The sequence below is a fragment of the Xanthobacter tagetidis genome, from assembly GCF_003667445.1.
Classification (GTDB): Bacteria; Pseudomonadota; Alphaproteobacteria; order Rhizobiales; family Xanthobacteraceae; genus Xanthobacter; species Xanthobacter tagetidis.
On the sequence record NZ_RCTF01000006.1, the window covers coordinates 107,772 to 125,837 of the forward strand.

General features: G+C 71.3%; 14 protein-coding genes. 6 read left to right on the forward strand and 8 right to left on the reverse strand.

The genetic code is table 11. The features are described from left to right. The first annotated feature begins 58 nt into the window (after nt 1-58). A complete protein-coding gene (locus tag D9R14_RS09250; RefSeq protein ID WP_121623038.1) occupies nt 59-646 on the forward strand; it encodes a chlorite dismutase family protein in 588 nt (195 codons plus the stop codon). A gap of 69 nt (nt 647-715) precedes the next feature. On the opposite strand, the gene D9R14_RS23280 is transcribed toward D9R14_RS09250, so the two are convergent. Beyond that, nucleotides 716-1,741, reverse strand: a complete 1,026-nt coding sequence (locus tag D9R14_RS23280; RefSeq protein WP_210210831.1) for a DUF2778 domain-containing protein — start codon at nt 1,739-1,741, stop codon at nt 716-718. A 417-nt stretch (nt 1,742-2,158) separates the two neighbouring features. Between D9R14_RS23280 and D9R14_RS09260 the strand changes: the two genes are divergently transcribed. Further along, nucleotides 2,159-3,331 (forward strand): acetyl-CoA acetyltransferase, encoded by a 1,173-nt coding sequence (locus D9R14_RS09260; RefSeq protein ID WP_121623039.1) that lies wholly within the window; start codon nt 2,159-2,161, stop codon nt 3,329-3,331. A gap of 601 nt (nt 3,332-3,932) precedes the next feature. On the opposite strand, the gene D9R14_RS09265 is transcribed toward D9R14_RS09260, so the two are convergent. The 3 genes from D9R14_RS09265 to aspS form a co-directional block, all read right to left on the reverse strand. Continuing rightward, entirely contained in the window at nt 3,933-4,502 is a 570-nt protein-coding gene (locus D9R14_RS09265) for a hypothetical protein (protein ID WP_121623040.1), read from the reverse strand. 185 nt (nt 4,503-4,687) lie between these two features. Then, a complete protein-coding gene (locus D9R14_RS09270) occupies nt 4,688-5,146 on the reverse strand; it encodes a DUF2059 domain-containing protein (protein ID WP_121623041.1) in 459 nt (152 codons plus the stop codon). Nucleotides 5,147-5,222: 76 nt separating this feature from the next. Continuing rightward, nucleotides 5,223-6,995 carry an aspartate--tRNA ligase gene (aspS, locus tag D9R14_RS09275; RefSeq protein WP_121623042.1) on the reverse strand — a complete coding sequence of 591 codons (1,773 nt, stop codon included), beginning with the start codon at nt 6,993-6,995 and terminating at the stop codon, nt 5,223-5,225. A gap of 349 nt (nt 6,996-7,344) precedes the next feature. Here aspS and rnd point away from each other — a divergent pair, with 349 nt between their 5' ends. Then, nucleotides 7,345-8,496 (forward strand): ribonuclease D, encoded by a 1,152-nt coding sequence (rnd, locus tag D9R14_RS09280; RefSeq protein WP_121623043.1) that lies wholly within the window; start codon nt 7,345-7,347, stop codon nt 8,494-8,496. A 57-nt stretch (nt 8,497-8,553) separates the two neighbouring features. Next, nucleotides 8,554-10,419 (forward strand): DNA mismatch repair endonuclease MutL, encoded by a 1,866-nt coding sequence (gene mutL / locus D9R14_RS09285; protein WP_121623044.1) that lies wholly within the window; start codon nt 8,554-8,556, stop codon nt 10,417-10,419. A gap of 62 nt (nt 10,420-10,481) precedes the next feature. On the opposite strand, the gene D9R14_RS09290 is transcribed toward mutL, so the two are convergent. The 3 genes from D9R14_RS09290 to D9R14_RS09300 form a co-directional block, all read right to left on the reverse strand. Beyond that, the gene (locus D9R14_RS09290) at nt 10,482-11,483 is read right to left on the reverse strand and encodes an MBL fold metallo-hydrolase (protein ID WP_121623045.1); all 1,002 of its coding nucleotides are present in this window, start codon (nt 11,481-11,483) and stop codon (nt 10,482-10,484) included. A gap of 132 nt (nt 11,484-11,615) precedes the next feature. Then, the gene (locus D9R14_RS09295) at nt 11,616-12,632 is read right to left on the reverse strand and encodes an amino acid ABC transporter substrate-binding protein (protein ID WP_121623046.1); all 1,017 of its coding nucleotides are present in this window, start codon (nt 12,630-12,632) and stop codon (nt 11,616-11,618) included. A gap of 55 nt (nt 12,633-12,687) precedes the next feature. After that, nucleotides 12,688-13,317, reverse strand: a complete 630-nt coding sequence (locus tag D9R14_RS09300) for a L,D-transpeptidase (protein ID WP_121623047.1) — start codon at nt 13,315-13,317, stop codon at nt 12,688-12,690. Nucleotides 13,318-13,750: 433 nt separating this feature from the next. Between D9R14_RS09300 and D9R14_RS09305 the strand changes: the two genes are divergently transcribed. Next, a complete protein-coding gene (locus D9R14_RS09305; RefSeq protein ID WP_121623048.1) occupies nt 13,751-14,500 on the forward strand; it encodes a YebC/PmpR family DNA-binding transcriptional regulator in 750 nt (249 codons plus the stop codon). Between the two features lie 78 nt (nt 14,501-14,578). Here the strand turns inward: D9R14_RS09305 and D9R14_RS09310 are convergent, their stop codons facing one another. Then, nucleotides 14,579-15,019: a MerR family transcriptional regulator gene (locus tag D9R14_RS09310; RefSeq protein ID WP_245420668.1), complete on the reverse strand. Its 441-nt coding sequence runs from the start codon at nt 15,017-15,019 to the stop codon at nt 14,579-14,581. Nucleotides 15,020-15,282: 263 nt separating this feature from the next. Here D9R14_RS09310 and D9R14_RS09315 point away from each other — a divergent pair, with 263 nt between their 5' ends. Then, complete coding sequence (locus D9R14_RS09315) at nt 15,283-17,838, forward strand: tetratricopeptide repeat protein (protein WP_121623049.1); 2,556 nt, start codon at nt 15,283-15,285, stop codon at nt 17,836-17,838. Nucleotides 17,839-18,066 lie beyond the last annotated feature (228 nt).

Genomic DNA, 18,066 nt, shown 5'->3' on the forward strand with positions numbered 1-18,066 from the left:
CTTTGTGCTGCATTGCGGCAATGTTAGCCTCAGGTATCGCAATGCCGGAAACCCTACGATGGCCGCTCCCCTCCTCGTCGCCTTCACGGCCGGTCCGGCCGGTGCCTGGCGCATCGATCGCATCGCGCCGGTGATCGGCCCCACGCTGGCGGACGCCGATCGCCTGGACGTCGCCGAGGGCCGGCGGCCGGACCTGGCCCATGCCGCATGGCAGCTCACCGGCACCACCAGCCATCCGCGCTACGCCGAGCGCGCGGAGCTTGCCGCGCTGCGCGCGCGGCAGGAGGGCCTGGCGCGACCCGGCGCGACCTGCGCCGCGCTGATCCCGGTGCGCAAGACCGAGGCCTGGTGGGACCTCGCCCAGGACGAGCGGCGGGCCGTGATCGAGGAGCGCTCGCGGCACATCGCGATCGGGCTCGACTATCTTCCTCAGGTGGCGCGCCGGCTGCACCACAGCCGGGAGATTGGCGGCGAGCCGTTCGATTTCCTGACCTGGTTCGAATACGCGCCCGCCGACGCCGCGGCGTTCGAGGACCTGGTCGGCCGCCTGCGGGCGACCGAGGAATGGCGCTATGTGGACCGGGAGGTGGACATCCGCCTCAGCCGCGACGTAGGCACCTTGGGCACCTTGGGCGCGGTCGCCTGAAGCATTGGCAAGCGGGGTGGAGCCGGTCCGCGCGATGCGGGCGCGCCGGACCGCCGGCTCCAGCGCGGCTCAGCGCTTGTTGCCGCTCAGCCAGGCGAGCAGCGGATTGGCCGGCGCCGGCGGGTTGGCGAGCTCGGCCACCACGATGAGCTGCTTGACCTCGCCCCGCTTGAAGGCGGCGAGGAACTTCTCGTAGTCGCGGAACGAGACGCAGCCGTTGGAATCGCCGCGCGGCCCCAGCAGGTAGCTGTGGGTGAGGATGCCGTCGCGCCCGAACATCTTGTCCTTCTCGACCGGATGCATGCGGATCGCCTCGACGCCGTGGAACAGCGCCTCGCGCATCACGAGATTGTAGGTGTTGGGCGGGGTCGGGCCGACCATGCGCTTGGAGACGTGGCGCGGGTCGTCGAACATCTTGCCGTAGCCCGAATGGGCCTCCAGCCGGTCGCCGTTCGGCATGTAGACGGTCTGGCCGACGATGTCATAGACCGCATAGCCGCTGCCGGGCGTGGGCAGTGCCACGTCCGCCTTGGCCCACGGCACGTGGTCCTTGTCCGCGTCCCGCGTGGCGAGGTCGCCATAGGCGTCGCGTTCGCGCGCCATGGGATAGTCGCGCTCGCGCGAGAGCGGGTTGGGCGTCGGCAGGGGCGCGACGCCGGCCTGGCGGCCGGGATTGCTGGGCGGCAGCGGGGCGGGCGAGGTGTTGCTCGTCACCACATTGGTGCTGGGCGCCTCGGCGGAGGAGGTGAAGCCGCGCGCGCCGGTGACGACGCCGGGCGCGAACATCCAGTTCTCGCCCTGGGAGAGCGTTCCGGCGGAGGGAATGCCGCCGTCGCTGCCGGGCAGCGGGCCGGAATGGGTGCGCAGCACCACGGGCGGCAGGGCCGGGCCGGCGCTCGCGATCGCCTGGCGGTCCTGCTTGCCGCTGCCGGAGCCGGCCATGAACCAGACCCCGCCGCCGACCGCGCCGGCCAGCGCCAGCGCGCCGACGCCCACCAGCAGCGCCAGGGGCGCGCGGCGGCGCGGCTCCTCATGGGGCTCCTCGTAGAGGTCGTAGCCGGACTCGTCGTCCCAGTCGAAGTCGTAGGCGGTCATGGTCCTCGCTGCTCGACGCGGAAGGCCCGCCCCCGAAGGATGCGGACCGCCCTTTCCCGAAGCCGGAAGCCGGCCTCAAACCCACGAACGCGGCTCCGCGATCGTATCGTCGTCCGATCGCACCGCCTGCGCCAGCCCCGCGAACCGCTGCGGGATGCCTGAACGGCACGCCCCAACAATAAAGCAGCCGGCGCCGATCTCAAGTCCGACGGCCGCCGCGGCGCCGCAAGCCCAATTCTGCGCCCGAGCATGCCCGAGCACGGTGAGCAAATCCTTAAGACCGCCTTCCACCAGAGCGGCATGGCGAGAACATGGCCGCCCGGTGCGGCCTCGTCCCGCGCCCCTGCGCCATTGGACAGGCCGGAGGAACTGCGCTAGCGCTTGGGCCGATTGCCGATACCGTCAGGGAGACGCGCCATGGATGCCAAGGCCGCCATCGTGGGCTGGGCCCACTCGCCGTTCGGAAAGCTCGAGGACGCCGACACCGAGGCGCTCATGGGCCGGGTCGCCGGAGCCGCCATCGAGCATGCCGGCCTTGCCCCTGCGGACGTCGATTCGATCCATGTGGGCGTGTTCAACGCCGGCTTCCAGAAGCAGGACTTCCAGGGCGCCATGCCGGCGCTGTCGGTGCCGGAACTGGCCCACGTGCCGGCCATGCGGCTGGAGAACGCCTGCGCCACCGGCTCGGCCGCCATCCATTCGGCGCTGAACTATGTGGAGGCCGGGCGCGGCCGCATCGCGCTGGTGATCGGCGCCGAGAAGATGACCGCCAAGCCCACCGCCGAGGTGGGCGACATCCTGCTGAACGCCTCCTACCGCAAGGAGGAGGCGGACATCGACGGGGGCTTCGCCGGCGTGTTCGGGCGCATCGCCCAGGCCTATTTCCAGCGCTACGGCGACCGTTCCGAGGAACTCGCCCGCATCGCCGCCAAAAACCACAAGAATGGCGTGTCGAACCCCTATGCGCAGATGCGCAAGGACTTCGGCTTCGAGTTCTGCAACACCATCTCCGAGAAGAACCCCTACGTGGCCGGCCCGCTGCGGCGCACCGACTGCTCGCTGGTGTCGGACGGCGCCGCGGCGCTGGTGATCGCCTCCGCGGACGTGGCCGAGGGCCTCGCCCGCGCCGTGGCGTTCCGCGCCCGCGCGCAGGCCAACGACATCCTGCCGCTCTCGCGCCGCGACCCCATCGCCTTCGAGGGCGCGCGCCGCGCCTGGGCGCAGGGGCTGGCGGAGGCCGGCCTCAGCCTTGACGACCTGGACCTGGTGGAGACCCACGACTGCTTCACCATCGCTGAGCTGATCGAATACGAGGCCATGGGCCTCGCCAAGCCCGGCGACGGCTACAAGGTGGTGCGCGAGGGGCTGACCCAGAAGGACGGCAGGCTGCCGGTGAACCCTTCGGGCGGCCTGAAGTCGAAGGGCCACCCGATCGGCGCCACGGGCGTGTCCATGCACGTGCTCTCGGCCATGCAGCTCATGGGCGAGGCGGGCGACATGCAGATCGACGGCGCCAAGGTCGCCGGCGTGTTCAACATGGGTGGCGCGGCGGTCGCCAACTACGTGTCGATCCTGGAGCGCGTGAAGTAGCCGACGGCGGAGCCGCTGTTCCCCGGCCCAGCGACGGCGCAGCCGTCTTTCCTCCAAGCGACGGCGGAGCCGTCGTGCCCCGGCCAAGCGACGGCGTGAGCCGGAGCGCCGAGCCGGGGTCCAGGGGAGGGATCGGCGAAGCCGTCAAATCCTCCGATGCCGCGCCTGGAAAGGATAAGGCCGCCTTCGGCGCAGCCTTGCGCTGGGTCCCGGCTCTCCTCCCGCTGCGCTCCGCTTCGCTCCCGTCGGCCGGGACGCGAGGGCGGTCCCCGGCCCAGCGACGGCGCAGCCGTCTTTCCTCCAAGCGACGGCGGAGCCGTCGTGCCCCGGCCAATCGACGGCACAGCCGGAGCGCCGAGCCGGGGTCCAGGGAAGGGATCGGCGAAGCCGGCAGACTCCCGCCCCGCTGCCGATGACGCGCCGCACCCTTCCCGCCGTCATGCTCCGACTTGATCGGAGCATCCATGCAACCCGGCGGCGTCGCGCCCGGCCCCGCATGGGCCCTCCGGTCAAGCCGGAGGGCGACGGTGGAGAATGGGGAAACGGTGGGGAAGAGAGGCGCCAGGGGAGAAGGTGACGGAGCCCCCAACTGCCCTCGGGCTCAGCCGCCGGCCTTCTCGATGGCCGCGAGGTCGATGGCGTTGAGGAAAGCGCGCTTGTCGGCCTCGCTGCCCGAGCCCTCGATCATGACCAGCGTGCCGCCGGACATGAGCTGGATCGTGCCCTCCTTGGTGAGCACGGCGGTGCGGCCCTGGTGGCGGAACACCTTGCCCATGGCGCCCAGCATCTGCGCGCTGGAGAACATGGCGCCCATCTGGGCGATGATGGGCGACTGGGTGATGATCTGCACCGTCACCTCCGCGCTTCCCTTGGAATATTCGCGCCGGGCGATCAGCCCGCCGCCGAACATGGCTGCCGCCGCCGCATCGGTCTCGGTCTCGCCCGCGGTCCAGCCGGGCGGCACCGGCGGCAGGAATTTTGCGAGCCCGTCGGCGCTGCGCTGGGCCAGGAGCTGGGAGGCGACGTCCAGAGACTGCTTGGCGCCGGAGAGGTCGCCGGCCGCATAGGCCTTCTGGGCCTCGGCGATGGCATCGGCGATGTCGTCGGCGCGCGCGGGCTGGGCGACCAGGATCAGTCCTGCGGCGAGAATCGGCGCGAAGGCTCGGATCACGGGGATTTCCTTTTTCCGGAGGGCGCGGCCCCGCCTCGGAAGGGAAGCGGGGCGGCGGCGGTGCCCTGCGCCGGCCGGATGGCTCCCGCCCCGCACGGGATCCGACCCGGCGCATCGGATCGCTCTGCCACACTGCCGCAGCGGCAGGTGCGGCGCAACCCTGCAAGGCTTCCGCTTCCGCCGCCTCAGCGCGGCAGCGCGCTCATCTGCACCACCAGCTTCATGATCTGCTGCTGGATCGCGGCGTTGACCTCCGGCGACTTCGCCTCCTCCACCTTCACCAGCTTCAGGCCCAGCGGGCTCTTGAAGAAGGCGAGCAGGTCGTTCAGCTCGGCCGGCGTGAAGGCGGTGGCATATTGCTCGGCGATGGCGGCGAGGATTTCCTCGCGGGCGTCCGCCGCGGCCTTCTGGAGATCGGCCCGGGCGGCCGCCTGCCGGTCGGCGGGGAGCTTCGCCACCGCCTCGCCGATCATGCGGTTGAAGCGCCCCTCGAAGCCGGGGGAAAGCGAGAGGTGCACCACCTCGCGCGCCACTGCCGCGGTGTCTTGCGCGGGGGCCCGCGCCGCGGCCGGCGCGGTCTGGGCCGAGGCGGCGGCGGGAAGCACGAGGGCCGCGATCACGAGCAACTGGCGGGCATACCGCATGGGGCTTCCTCCGGGGGGCGCCGGCGCGTGGCGGCCGGCTTCCTCCCCGAAGGCACTCTACATCATTCGCCGGAGATTACTTGCTCGGGGGAACCGCCCGGATATGCAGCTCGCGCAGCTGCTTGGGGCTCGCCTCGCTGGGCGCCCCCATGAGCAGATCGAGCGCCTGCTGGTTCATGGGGAAGAGCGAGATCTCGCGCAGGTTCGTCACGCCGCACAGCAGCATGACGATGCGGTCCACGCCCGCCGCCATGCCGCCATGGGGCGGCGCGCCATACTGGAACGCGCGGTACATGCCGCCGAACCGCTCCACCACGGTGGCCTCGTCATAGCCGGCCAGTTCGAACGCCTTCACCATGGCCTCGGGGCGATGGTTGCGGATGCCGCCGGAGGCGATCTCGTAGCCGTTGCAGGCGATGTCGTACTGGAACGCCTTGATGGTGAGCGGGTCCTGCGTGTTCAGCGCCTCCAGCCCGCCCTGCGGCATGGAGAAGGGGTTGTGCGAGAAGTCGACCTTCTTCTCTTCTTCCGAATATTCGTAGAACGGGAAGTCGACGATCCAGGCCAGCTCGAACCGGTCGTGGTCGACGAGATTCAGGTCCTCGCCCACCTTGGTGCGGGCGAGGCCGGCGAACTTCACGAACTTGTCCGGATCGCCGGCCACGAAGAAGGCGGCGTCCCCGGCCTTGAGGCCGAGCTGGGCGCGGATCGCCTCGGTGCGCTCGGGGCCGATATTGTTGGCGAGCGGGCCGGCGCCCTCCCCCCCTTCACGCCACATGATGTAGCCGAGGCCGGGCTGGCCCTCGCCCTGCGCCCAGGAATTCATGCGGTCGCAGAAGGCGCGGGAGCCGCCGCCGGGAGCCGGGATGGCCCAAACCTCGTTCTTCTCCACCTCCAGCATGCGGGCGAACACCTTGAAGCCCGAGCCGCGGAAATGGTCCGAGACGTTCTGCATCACCAGCGGGTTGCGCAGGTCCGGCTTGTCGGTGCCGTATTTGCGCAGGGCCTCGGCATAGGGAATGCGCGGCCAGTTCTTGGTCACCGGCTTGCCGTTCGCGAAATCTTCGAACACGCCGGTGATGACCGGCTCCACCGCCTGGAACACGTCCTCCTGCTCGACGAAGCTCATCTCCAGGTCGAGCTGGTAGAATTCGCCCGGCAGCCGGTCGGCGCGCGGGTCCTCGTCGCGGAAGCAGGGGGCGATCTGGAAGTAGCGGTCGAAGCCGCTCATCATGATCAGCTGCTTGTACTGCTGCGGCGCCTGCGGCAGCGCATAGAACTTGCCCGCGTGCAGGCGCGAGGGCACGAGGAAGTCGCGCGCCCCCTCCGGCGAGGAGGCGGTGAGGATCGGCGTCTGGAACTCGAAGAAGCCCTGGCCCTTCATTTTCGCACGCATGGCGTCGATGATCGCCATGCGGGTCATGATGTTCTTGTGCAGCTTCTCGCGCCGCAGATCGAGGAAGCGGTACTTGAGCCGCGTCTCCTCGGGATATTCCACGTCGCCGAACACGGGCAGCGGCAGCTCGGCGGCGGCGCCCAGCACTTCGAGCTCGGCGGCGTAGACCTCCACGGCGCCGGTGGCGAGGTCCGGATTCTCGGTGCCCTCGGGGCGCTTGCGCACCTTGCCGTCGATCCGGATCACCCATTCCGCGCGCGCCTTCTCGGCGGCGGCGAAGGCCGGGCTGTCGGGGTCCACCACCACCTGGGTGAGGCCGTAATGGTCGCGCAGGTCGATGAACAGCACGCCGCCATGGTCGCGGATGCGGTGGCACCAGCCGGACAGGCGCACGCTCTGGTCGACCTCGGCGAGGGTGAGCGCGCCGCAGGTGTGGGAGCGGTAGCGGTGCATGGCGTGCCCTTTCAAAGGCTGAATGGTCGGTCTGCGGGGTCCTTCGACCCGGCCTCGGCGCCGGCCGGCCGCGTGTGGCCGGACTGCCGCGAGAGGCCGCGTTCCGCACCGGGCGCCGCCTGGAAGGCCCGGCGCGCCGCGGCGCGGATGACCGCGTCTGAGGCGGGGCGAAGGTGCATGCGCCTTGGGGCTTGTCAAGCGCGCGAGGCCTTTCCGCCGCCGGGGAGACGGCGGCGGCCTGCAGTCATGCGTCCTGCGCAATGCTTGCTTATCAGCCATTCCGCTCACTTCTGACAAAATCGCGCCACATTCCCTTTCCGCGGAGGACGGCGGTGGGTATGGTCGCCCAATGGATCTGATCACCTCCACCGAGGCGCTGGCATCGGCCTGTGAGCGTCTGGCCCGCCACCCCTTCGTTACCGTCGATACGGAGTTTCTGCGGGAAACCACCTTCTGGCCGAAGCTCTGCGTCGTGCAGGTGGCCTCGCCCGAGGAGGCCATCATCATCGACGCCCTCGCCGAGGGGCTCGATCTCGACCCGCTCTACCGCCTCATGGCCGACCACAAGGTGATGAAGGTGTTCCATGCCGGCCGGCAGGACATCGAGATCATCTGGCACCAGGCGCGGCTCATTCCCCATCCGGTGTTCGACACCCAGGTGGCGGCGATGGTGCTGGGCTATGGCGACAGCGTCTCCTACGACCAGCTCGTCCAGCGCGTCACCGGGCACGCCATCGACAAGTCCTCGCGCTTCACCGACTGGTCGCGCCGGCCGCTGAGCCAAGCCCAGCTCACCTATGCGGTGGCGGACGTGACGCATCTGCGCGACATCTTCCTCAAGCTCACCGCCGACCTCGATGCCCGCGGGCGCGGCGAATGGGTGGGCGAGGAAATGCGCGTCCTCACCTCGCCCGCCACCTATGAGCAGAGCCCCGACACCGCCTGGGAGCGCCTGAAGTCCCGCGTGCGCAAGCCGCGCGAGCTGGCGGTGCTGGTCGAGGTGGCCGCCTGGCGCGAGCGCGAGGCGCAGACCCGCGACATGCCGCGCGGCCGCATCGTCAAGGACGAGGTGATCGCCGAGATCGCCGTCCAGGCGCCGCAGACGCCGGAGAAGCTCGCCGAATTGCGTTCCCTGCCCAAGGGCTTCGAGCGCTCGCGCTTCGGCGAGGCGGTGCTCGAGGCGGTGAGGAAAGGGGTCGCCCGCGACCCCAAGACGCTGCCGCGCATCGAGCGCGACAAGCCGCTGCCCAACGGCGCCAGCGCCACGGTGGAGCTGCTCAAGGTGCTGCTGCGCATGACGGCCGAGCAGAACGCGGTCGCCGCCAAGGTGATCGCCACCACCGACGACCTGGAGCGCATCGCCGTCGACGACGCGGCCGACGTGCCGGCCATGCAGGGCTGGCGCCGCGAGCTGTTCGGCGAGCGCGCGCTGGCACTCAAGGCCGGGCGCCTGGCGCTGGCGGTGGACAAGGGCCGCGTGGTGGCGGTGGAGCGGGACTGACCCGCCGGGCGCGCGGCGCTATCATCGGCGCCCGTGGTCCTCTGAGTCGTCCGCCCGATGCCGATCCGCCGCCTGCCGCCCGTGCTCATCGACCGCATCGCCGCCGGCGAGGTGGTGGAGCGGCCGGCCGCGGTGGTGAAGGAACTCACCGAGAACGCGCTCGATGCGGGCGCGCGCGCCGTCGAGGTGGTGATCGACGGCGGCGGGCGCCGCCTGGTGCGGGTCGCCGACGACGGCGCGGGCATGGGGCCGGACGATCTTGCGCTCGCTGTGGAGCGCCACGCCACCTCCAAGCTCGACGGCGAGGACCTGCTCGCCATCTCCACCTTGGGCTTCCGCGGCGAGGCGCTGCCCTCCATCGGCGCGGTGGCGCGCCTTGCCATCACAAGCCGGCCGCGCGGCGCACCGAGCGCGTTCGAGATCCGCGTCGAGGGCGGCGTCGTGAGCCCGCCGCGCCCGGCGGCATTGGCGCAGGGCACGCGGGTGGAGGTGCGCGACCTGTTCTACGCCACCCCGGCGCGGCTGAAGTTCCTGAAGTCCGACCGGGCGGAGGCGGCGGCCGCCGCCGACGTGGTCCGCCGGCTCGCGCTGGCGCGGCCGGACGTGGCCTTCACTCTGGTGCTGGACGACCGGGCGCCGGTGACCTTTCCGGCCCGCGCCGGCGATGCGGACGGGCGCGCCGCGCGCATCGCCGACGTGCTGGGGGCGGAAGCGGGGGCGAACGTGATCCCCGTGGAGGGGATGCGGGAAGGCGTGCTTCTGGAAGGGCTCGCCGGCCTGCCCACCTTCTCCAAGGCCAATTCGCTGAGCCAGTTCCTGTTCGTGAACGGCCGCCCGGTGCGCGACAAGCTGCTGATGGGCGCGGTGCGCGCGGCCTATGCCGATCTCCTGCCCTCCGACCGGCACCCGGTCCTGGCGCTGTTCTTCACGCTCGACCCGCGCGAGGTGGACGTGAACGTGCACCCCGCCAAGACCGAGGTGCGGTTCCGCGACGGCGGCAACGTGCGGGCGCTGATCGTGCGCACGCTGAAGGACGCGCTCGCCGCGCGCGCGCCGCGCACCGCCGCCACCATCGCCGATCGCCTGGTGGCGCTGGCGCGGCCGGAGCCGTCCGGTGCGGCGCCGGCGCAGCCGGGCTTCGGTGCGGGCCGGCAGGCGGCCTATGCGGCGCCGTTCGGGCGGCCCGCCGGCGGCTATGACTGGCGCGCCTCCCCGGCCCTGCCGCTCGGCGGGACGCCGGAAGACGCGCCGGCGGGGGCCGCCGCGCCCGTGCCCGCTCCGCTCGCCCTGCCCTCCGCCGATGCCCGCGCCTTCGCGGGGGCGCCGGAGGCGGGCGACCTCGACCTCCCGCTCGGCGCCGCGCGGGCGCAGCTGCACGAGACCTATATCCTCGCCCAGACCCGCGAGGGCCTGGTGCTGGTGGACCAGCACGCCGCCCATGAGCGCCTGGTCTATGAGCGCCTGAAGGCGGCGCTCGCGCGCGACGGCGTCGCCCGGCAGGGGCTGCTCATCCCCGCCGTGGTGGAGCTGGACGCGGCGGAGGCGGGGCTGATCCTGGAGCGGGCGGCGGAGCTTTCCGCGCTCGGGCTCGACATCGAGCCGTTCGGCCCGGGCGCGGTGCTGGTGCGGGCGGTTCCCGCTCTGCTCGGGGACTGCGACGCGGCGCGCCTGGTGCGCGACCTCGCCGAGCATGCGGGCGAGTGGGACGACGCGCTGCCGCTGGAGCGGCGCCTGCTCCACGTGGCCGCCACCATGGCCTGCCACGGCTCGGTCCGCGCCGGGCGGCGCCTCAAGGTCGAGGAGATGAACGCGCTGCTGCGCGAGATGGAGGCGACCCCGAACGCCGGGGAGTGCAACCATGGCCGCCCCACCTTCGTCACGCTCTCCTTGAGGGACGTGGAGAAGCTGTTCGCGCGGCGCTGAAGCGAACCGGCCGGGAGCGGCGGGCTCCCGGCGCGGATGTCAGGCGGAGCGGCCGCGCAAGCTCACAGGCTGGAGGGGTTCCACAGCACCGGCACGTAGCGGAAGCCGTCGCCGGCCTTCTCCACGTGCGCCACGGCCGGGAACGGGAAGTGGTAGCCGGCGAGCCTGGTGCGGTCTGCCGCCACGCGGTCGAGGTTGGCCTTGCGCACCTCGGCGGCCTTCGCCGCATCCATGTCGAACTGCACCTGCCAGGACGGGTTGGCGACGAACAGCGCGGCGATGTTGGTCAGGTCCGACTGGATGAACATCTCCTCGAGATTGGATTCCAGCGCGAACGAGGTGTGGCCCGGCGTGTGGCCGGGCGTGCCCACCGCCTTGAGGCCGGGCGCCACCTCCTTGTCCCAGGCGTAGCGCTCCAGCTTGCCCTCGAACGGCTTGAACACCCGCCGCACGTTCTGGAACGAGGGCTTCATCGCGTCGGGCGCGCGGCTCATCTGGCCCTCGTCCATCCAGAACGCCCATTCCGCCTCGGGCACCATCACCTGCGCCTTGGGGAAGGCGGGGGTGCCGTCGGCCAGCACGAGGCCGTTGATGTGGTCGCCGTGGAAGTGGGAGATGACGATCTGGTCGATCATCTCGGGCTGAACGCCCAGCGTGCCGAGCGTGCCGCGCAGCTGGCCGACCGCGCCCGGCTCGCCGCCGTTGCCGGTGTCGATCAGCACCCGGCGGCCGCCGATGTTCAGGAGCAGCACGTTGAACGGGATGGAGAGCTGCGCCTCGTCGAGGAATGCCGCCTTCAGCGCCGCCTTCACCGTCTCGGGCGGCTGGTTGCGCACGAAGGTGGGGGGCAAGGGGAAGGTGCGCATGCCGTCGGCGATGGCGGTGATCTCCACGTCGCCCACCTTGTAGCGGTAGGCGCTCGGCACCTGCCGGCCGGCGGCGGGCGCCGGATTGGGCGCCTGGGCGCGCGCGGGCGCCGAGAAGCCGGCGCCGAGACCTGAGGCTCCCAGTCCGGCAAGGGCGGCGGAACCGGCGACAAGGGTACGGCGGGAGAGACTGGGCATGATTCCTCCGGGCGCTTTGCGCGCCTTGATCTGACCGGAGGGAAACTAGAGGCCGCAACGCAAAAGCGCCGCTCACATCGCTGCGAGCGGCGCCTTTTCGGGGGCAGGCCGGCGCCGGGGCGCCAGCGGGAATCAGCGGATCGGCGGGGCGTACTGGATGCCGCCCATGCTCCACAGCTGGTTCACCCCGCGCGGGATGCCGAGCTTGGAGGAGGCGCCCACATTGCGTTCGAAGCTCTCGCCATAATTGCCCACCGCCTTGACGATGCGCGCGGCGAAGTCGTTGGACAGGCCCAGTTCCTCGCCGAGCTTGCCCTCAAGGCCGAGCAGGCGCTTGACGTCCGGCTTCTGGGACTGGAGCGCTGCGTCGAGGTTGGCGGTGGTCACCCCCAGCTCCTCGGCGTTGAGCATGGCGAACAGCGACCACTTGACGATGTTGAACCACTTGTCGTCGCCCTGGCGCACCACGGGGCCGAGCGGCTCCTTGGAGATCACGTCGGGCAGCACGATGTGGTCGGCGGGCTTGGTCATGTTGAGGCGCAGGGCATAGAGCTGCGACACGTCGGTGGTGAGGGTGTCGCACTTGCCCTCGTCATAGGCCTTCACCATGTCGGCCGAGTTCGGCACCGACACCAGCTCCAGCTTCATGTTGTTGGTCTTGAAGTATTCCTCGGTGGCGGCGGCGGCCGTGGTGCCGGCCTGGACGCAGACCTTGGAATTGTCGAGTTCGAGCGACGAGGTCAGCTTGCGCGCGTTCGGCACCAGGAAGCCCTGGCCGTCATAATAGGAGATGCCGGCGAACAGCAGGCCGAGCTTGGCCTCGCGCTCCAGCGTCCAGGTGGAATTGCGCGACAGCAGGTCCACATCGCCCTTCTGCAGCGCCGGGAAGCGCTCCTCGGCGTTGAGCGGCACGAACTTCACCTTGTTCGGATCGCCGAGCACCGCGGCGGCCACCGCGCGGCACATGTCCACGTCGAAGCCGGACCAGCGGCCCGAGGCGTCGGGCGCGGAGAAGCCCGGCAGCCCCTTGGAGACGCCGCAGACCAGCTCGCCGCGGTCCTTCACGCTCTTCAGGGTCTGCTGTGCGAAAGCATTGGTCCCGACGAGCGCGACTGCCGCGCCCGCCAGGAGGGCCAGGATCGTCTTCATGGATGCCCCCGAGGCGATGTTGTCGTTGAGCGTGCGAAGGTGGCCGGGGCCGCCCTCAGAGGGTGGCCTGCTGGCGCACCACCACCTTGGTGCCCACGGGCACGCGCCCGTAGAGGTCGATGATGTCGCTGTTCACGAGACGGAAGCAGCCCGACGACACGGCGTAGCCGATGGTCTGGGGCTGGTTGGTGCCGTGGATGCGGTAGACCGTGCCGCCGATATAGAGCGCGCGGGCCCCCATGGGGTTGCCCGGGCCGCCGGCCATGAAGCGGGGCAGATAGGGCTGGCGCTGGATCATTTCCGCCGGCGGCGTCCAGTCCGGCCATTCGGCCTTGCGGACGATCTCCTTGAGGCCGCCCCACTGGAAGCCGTCGCGGCCGACGCCGATGCCGTAGCGCAGCGCCCGGTTGTCGCCCTGCACGAGGTAGAGGAACCGCTCGTTGGTGTGGATGACGATGGTCCCGGGCTTCTCGGTGGTGCGGAAATAGACCGGCTGGCGCCGGAACGCCGGCTCGAGCTGCGCCTCATCGTCCTCGGAGGCGACGAGGCCGGGCTGATCGCCGATGTCCATCACGGCGCCGGCGCCGCGGCCGGGCGCCTGGGCGGAAGCGACGGGAGAGAAGGCGAGGATGCCGGCCTGGAGCAGCACGGCGAGGGTGAAGGACTTGAACGTGATCGGCGACATTCCGGCCTCTTCTAGCGTGCGCTCCCGGAGGGAGCGGCTTCCATGCACCCGAGGTCTCGCGGCATGTGGCCATGCCGCGGCCCGGACGATTGCCGTTGCCCATCCCTCGCGCGCCGGCCATCCGGCGGTCCCGTCGCGGACCGCCCCAGGCGTTGCCTGACGCGCGACCCCACGTTGGCTTAGCCGAGCGCGCGCCCGAGGAAAAGGGGCCAGCGGCGCGGCGCGACTGGCATTTTTCGGACGGACTCCATCCTGGCGGTAGCAAGGTAAATGGATCGTAACCGGCCTGCCGCCGCGGGCCGTGCGCCGGCGCCGCGCACGCAACCTTGCCCTCGGCCGGGCCACCCGCCTATAAGGCCCGATCAACTCAACGGGATCGGTCCGGGCTGCCTTGCGACAGGGGCGCGGGACAGACCAAGGGACGGTGGCGGCCATGGCCGGACATTCGCAATTCAAGAACATCATGCACCGCAAGGGGCGGCAGGACGCGATGCGCTCCAAGCTGTTCTCCAAGCTGGCGCGCGAGATCACGGTCTCGGCCAAGATGGGCCTGCCCGACCCCGGCATGAACGCGCGCCTGCGCGCCGCCATCCTCGCGGCCCGCGCCGAGAACATGCCCAAGGACAATATCGACCGCGCCATCAAGAAGGCGGCCGGGGCGGACACCGAGAATTACGACGAGATCCGCTATGAGGGCTACGGGCCCGGCGGCGTCGCGGTGATCGTCGAGGCGCTCACCGACAACCGCAACCGCACCGCCTCGGAGGTGCGCTCCTATTTCACCAAGTCCGGCGGCAATCTCGCCGAGACCGGCGCCGTGTCGTTCATGTTCGACCGGGTGGGCGTGGTGGAGTTCGACGCCAAGGCCGCGTCGGCCGACGACATGATGGAGGCCGCCATCGAGGCGGGCGCCGACGATGTCACATCGTCCGAGCACGGCCACGAGGTGGTCTGCGCCGCCGACAGCCTCGCCGAGGTGCAGCGGGCGCTGGAGGCCCGCTTCGGCGAGCCGCGCAAGGCGGCCCTGGCCTGGCGGCCGCAGAATACCGTCGCGGTGGACGACGAGACCGGCGAGAAGCTGCTGCGGCTCGTGGAGACGCTGGAAGACAACGACGACGTGCAGAACGTGGTCGCCAATTTCGAGCTGTCCGAGGCGCTGGTCGCCAAGATGAGCGCCGAGTAACGGCGCGCCGGGCGCGGCCTCACGGCGCGCAGGGGTCCCGGGCGCCGCGATCCGGCGCCCGCGGCCCGGTGGGTCTCCTCAGGAGATCGACAGCTCGTGCAGCATGCCCTTCAGCTCGCCGATGGCCTCGTCGATCTCGCCGCGCTGGCGCTCCAGGATGGTGATCTGGTTCACGCAGCGGTCGCGGGTCAGAGCGAGGCTGGCCCGGTCCTTGCCGTCCTTGGCGCCGACCAGGCTGAGCAGTTCGCTCAGCGTGAAGCCGAGGCGCTTGCCCTTCAGGATCAAGGCGAGGCGGGTGCGGTCGGCGTCGCTGTAGAGGCGGCGGGTCCCGTCGCGCTTGGGGTTCAGAAGGCCCTTGTCCTCATAGAAGCGCAAGGCGCGCAGCGTGGTGCCGAAATCGCGCGAAAGCTCGCCGATGGTGTGGAGGCGCTCGGCGTCCAGCGGACGGCTGCGGAGCGTCTGCGGGGCCGGCAGCTCATGCGCGCCGGTCATGTCGTGGATCGAAGTCTCGATGGTCATCTTGGCTTTCCCGCTGTCGAAGGGGGCGATCAACCCATGTTCGATCGGGCAATGGTTTAGCCGCGACGCGCCCCCACCGGGAGAAACGCGACCTCCTCTTAGGGAAAGTAACGGTTACTTGGTCCGGAATTCCGACCCTTAAGGGCTTGGTTAACACCTCGTTTACCATGTTGGCCGGATGCTCACTTGCACGAATCACCGCAATGCGGCGATGGTAAAGGGTTCCTGCGTTATCGGTTCCCTTTCGCCATGAGGAGGCGGTCATGGAGCGCGGTGCGCGTGCGGCGCGGGCAGACACGGCCATCCGCTCGGCCATCTACAGGGACCTGAGCCGGCAGCTGGGGGACGAGTTCGACCCCGATACGCCCGCTTGGGACCTGGAGCGCGAGCGCCCGTCCTCGGTGGACGCCATGCGCACCGACATGGACGCGCTGCGCGAGCGGCTCGCCCAGGCGGCGCCGCGCCGGGCGGTTCTGGAGATGGACCGGGCGATCTCGCTGCTGAACCGCCGCTTCGAGGAAATGCGGGTCGCCGGGGATTCGGCGCGCACCAAGGAGAGCCTCGCCATCGGCGAGGAACTCGGCAAGCTGCGCGCGGCGCTCGATGCCCTCAACGCGCCGGAGCGCTTCCAGGCGCTCGCCACCGGGGTGGACGCGCTCGCGCGCAAGCTCGACGCGGTATCCTCCCGCCAGCTCGACCCCGTGGAGATCGTCCGCCTCCAGCGCCAGACCGACGAGATGAAGTCGCTGGCCCAGCGCGCGCTGGCGCCGGGCGGGCTTCAGGACATGGCCGAGCGCATCGCCGCCTGCGCCGACAAGATGATGCGCAGCTCCGAGGATCTCGCCCGGCGCATGGGCGAGGCGACGGCCAAGTTCGAGCTGTCGGCCGAGGCGCTGATGAACAAGGTCGGCCAGTTCGAGGCCAGCTACATCCTCGGCGGCCATGCCAATGCCGAGGAACTGCGCCGCGGCGTCAATGCCGAGGTCGGCGCCATCAATGCCCGGCTCGACAAGGTGGCGGCGCAGGTGTCGGCCCTGTCGCCGGCGGCAACGGCCGATATGTCGGCACGCATCGGCGCGCTCCTGACGCGCATGGAGCGGGCCGGCGGCAACGTGGACAAGATCGCGGTCGCACCCTTGACCGAGGCGATGGAGAACCACCTCTCCACCCTCACCGAGCGGGTGCGCGACACCCAGGCGCGCCTCGGCCAGCTGGACAAGATCGAGGACGCCGTCGCCCGGGTCGCGGCGGAAATGGAGCGCGTGCGCGCCGCCGCCACCGAGGCCGCCGCCGAGGCCGCCGAGGCGGTGGCGCTCAAGATTTCCGAGAATGCCGACGGCCCGGCCGTGCTCGGCATCAAGCGCGGCCTTGCGGTGCTGGAGGCGCGCCAGGAGGAGATGGCGCGCCGCCTCGCCGACGCCATCGATCCCGATGCCGACGACCGCGCCCCCCTCGGCCGCGCCGCGCACGACGACGGCCTGTGGACCGCCGGCCCGGAAAGCGTGGAAGAGGCCGTCCTGCAGGAGGAGCCGGCGCCGCGCCAGCCCCGTGCCAAGCCGGCCGACGCGCCGCGCCAGGCCCGCAGCCGCAACCCCGACCCGGCCGCTGCCGAGGCGCGCGACCGCGCCCGCGCCGAGGCGCGCGCCCAGGAAGCCAGAGCCCAGGAAGCCAGGGCCCAGGAAGCCAGGGCTCAGGAGGCCCGCGCCCAGGAGGCCCGTGCCCAGGAGGCCGAGGCGCGGCAGGAGGCGCCCTCCGCGCCGCCCCCGCAGGCCGAGCGCCCCCGCCGCACGCGCATCGATCCGGCACCGGAGCCGCGCTCGCGCGCCATGCCGCAGGACGAGTTCGACCTGCCCGGACCCGAGGCCGAGCGCCGCGCCGACTGGAGCATCGGCGGCGCCGAGCGGCGCCTGCGCCGGGAACGCTCGCGCAAGGAGCGCCTGTCCTCCGCCCAGCGCCGGGACCGGCGCCGCCGCAGCACGCTCAAGGCCCTTGTGGTGGCCGCGGTCCTGCTCATCCTGGTCTCGGGGGTGGGTCTCGCGCTCCAGGCCGTTTCCGGCGTCGTGCCGGGCGTCGGCGCCGCGGTGGATGGCGTCAGGACGCAGGTCTCCGGCCTGCTGTTCAGCCCGGTGCGCGACCTGCCGGCGCCGGTGGGGCCGGCAGCGCTCCAGGCCGCCGCCCGCGCCGGCGACGTCGCCGCCGCCTATGCGGTGGGCGTGCGCTATGCCGACGGTATCGGCATCAGCGCCGATCCCAAGGCGGCCGAGAAGTGGCTCGCTTACGCGGTCTCCGCCGGCTCGGCGCCGGCCGCCTACCGGCTCGGCAGCCTCTACGACAACGTCTCGCGCAATCTCGCCGAGGCCCGGCGCTTCTACGAATGGGCCGCCAGCCAGGGCAATGTGCGGGCCATGCACAATCTCGGCGTGGTCTTTTCCCAGGGCATCGACGGCAAGCCCGACTGGCCGCGCGCCATCGAGTGGTTCCGCAAGAGCGCGGAGATGGGCCAGGCGGACAGCCAGTACAATCTCGGCGTGATCTATGCCCGCGGCCTCGCCGGCTCGGCCGATCTCGCGGAAGCGTGGAAGTGGTTCGCGCTCGCCGCCAGCCAGGGCGATGCCGACAGCGCCACCAAGCGCGACAGCCTGATCACCCGCGCCGATCCCCAGGCGCTGACCCGCGCCCGGCAGGCGGCGGAGAACTTCCGGCCCGCGCCGCTCGATCCCGCCGCCAACTTCGTCGACCTCAAGCCCGACTGGGGCATGGAGAGCGGATCGAACACGGTCGCCCGCCAGGCCTCCACGCCGCCGTCCCGCTCGCTCTGAGGGCCGGCGGTCCGGTCGGGGCCGGAGAGCTTCCGATCCCGTCCCTTCGCGCTGCCGCAGAACCCTCTCCCCGCGGGAGAGGGGCGCCTCACGGCACCGGCTGCGTTGGCGGCCCGGCCTCCCCTGCCGCCGGGTTAGTGCCACCCCCTCCCCGTCGGCGAGAGGGGCGCCTCACGGTGCCGCCTGCGCCGGCGGACGCGGCTTCGCTCCACCGGCGTGAGGGGCGGT

Excerpts from the sequence above, each read along its gene's own strand:
- D9R14_RS09310 (WP_245420668.1), bottom strand. The coding sequence starts at position 15,019 with ATGACCATCGAGACTTCGATCCACGACATGACCGGCGCGCATGAGCTG.
- D9R14_RS09300 (WP_121623047.1), bottom strand. The coding sequence starts at position 13,317 with ATGTCGCCGATCACGTTCAAGTCCTTCACCCTCGCCGTGCTGCTCCAG.
- D9R14_RS23280 (WP_210210831.1), bottom strand. The coding sequence starts at position 1,741 with ATGACCGCCTACGACTTCGACTGGGACGACGAGTCCGGCTACGACCTC.
- D9R14_RS09315 (WP_121623049.1), top strand. The coding sequence starts at position 15,283 with ATGGAGCGCGGTGCGCGTGCGGCGCGGGCAGACACGGCCATCCGCTCG.
- D9R14_RS09250 (WP_121623038.1), top strand. The coding sequence starts at position 59 with ATGGCCGCTCCCCTCCTCGTCGCCTTCACGGCCGGTCCGGCCGGTGCC.
- mutL (WP_121623044.1), top strand. The coding sequence starts at position 8,554 with ATGCCGATCCGCCGCCTGCCGCCCGTGCTCATCGACCGCATCGCCGCC.
- D9R14_RS09295 (WP_121623046.1), bottom strand. The coding sequence starts at position 12,632 with ATGAAGACGATCCTGGCCCTCCTGGCGGGCGCGGCAGTCGCGCTCGTC.
- D9R14_RS09290 (WP_121623045.1), bottom strand. The coding sequence starts at position 11,483 with ATGCCCAGTCTCTCCCGCCGTACCCTTGTCGCCGGTTCCGCCGCCCTT.
- rnd (WP_121623043.1), top strand. The coding sequence starts at position 7,345 with ATGGATCTGATCACCTCCACCGAGGCGCTGGCATCGGCCTGTGAGCGT.
- D9R14_RS09270 (WP_121623041.1), bottom strand. The coding sequence starts at position 5,146 with ATGCGGTATGCCCGCCAGTTGCTCGTGATCGCGGCCCTCGTGCTTCCC.
- D9R14_RS09260 (WP_121623039.1), top strand. The coding sequence starts at position 2,159 with ATGGATGCCAAGGCCGCCATCGTGGGCTGGGCCCACTCGCCGTTCGGA.
- aspS (WP_121623042.1), bottom strand. The coding sequence starts at position 6,995 with ATGCACCGCTACCGCTCCCACACCTGCGGCGCGCTCACCCTCGCCGAG.
- D9R14_RS09305 (WP_121623048.1), top strand. The coding sequence starts at position 13,751 with ATGGCCGGACATTCGCAATTCAAGAACATCATGCACCGCAAGGGGCGG.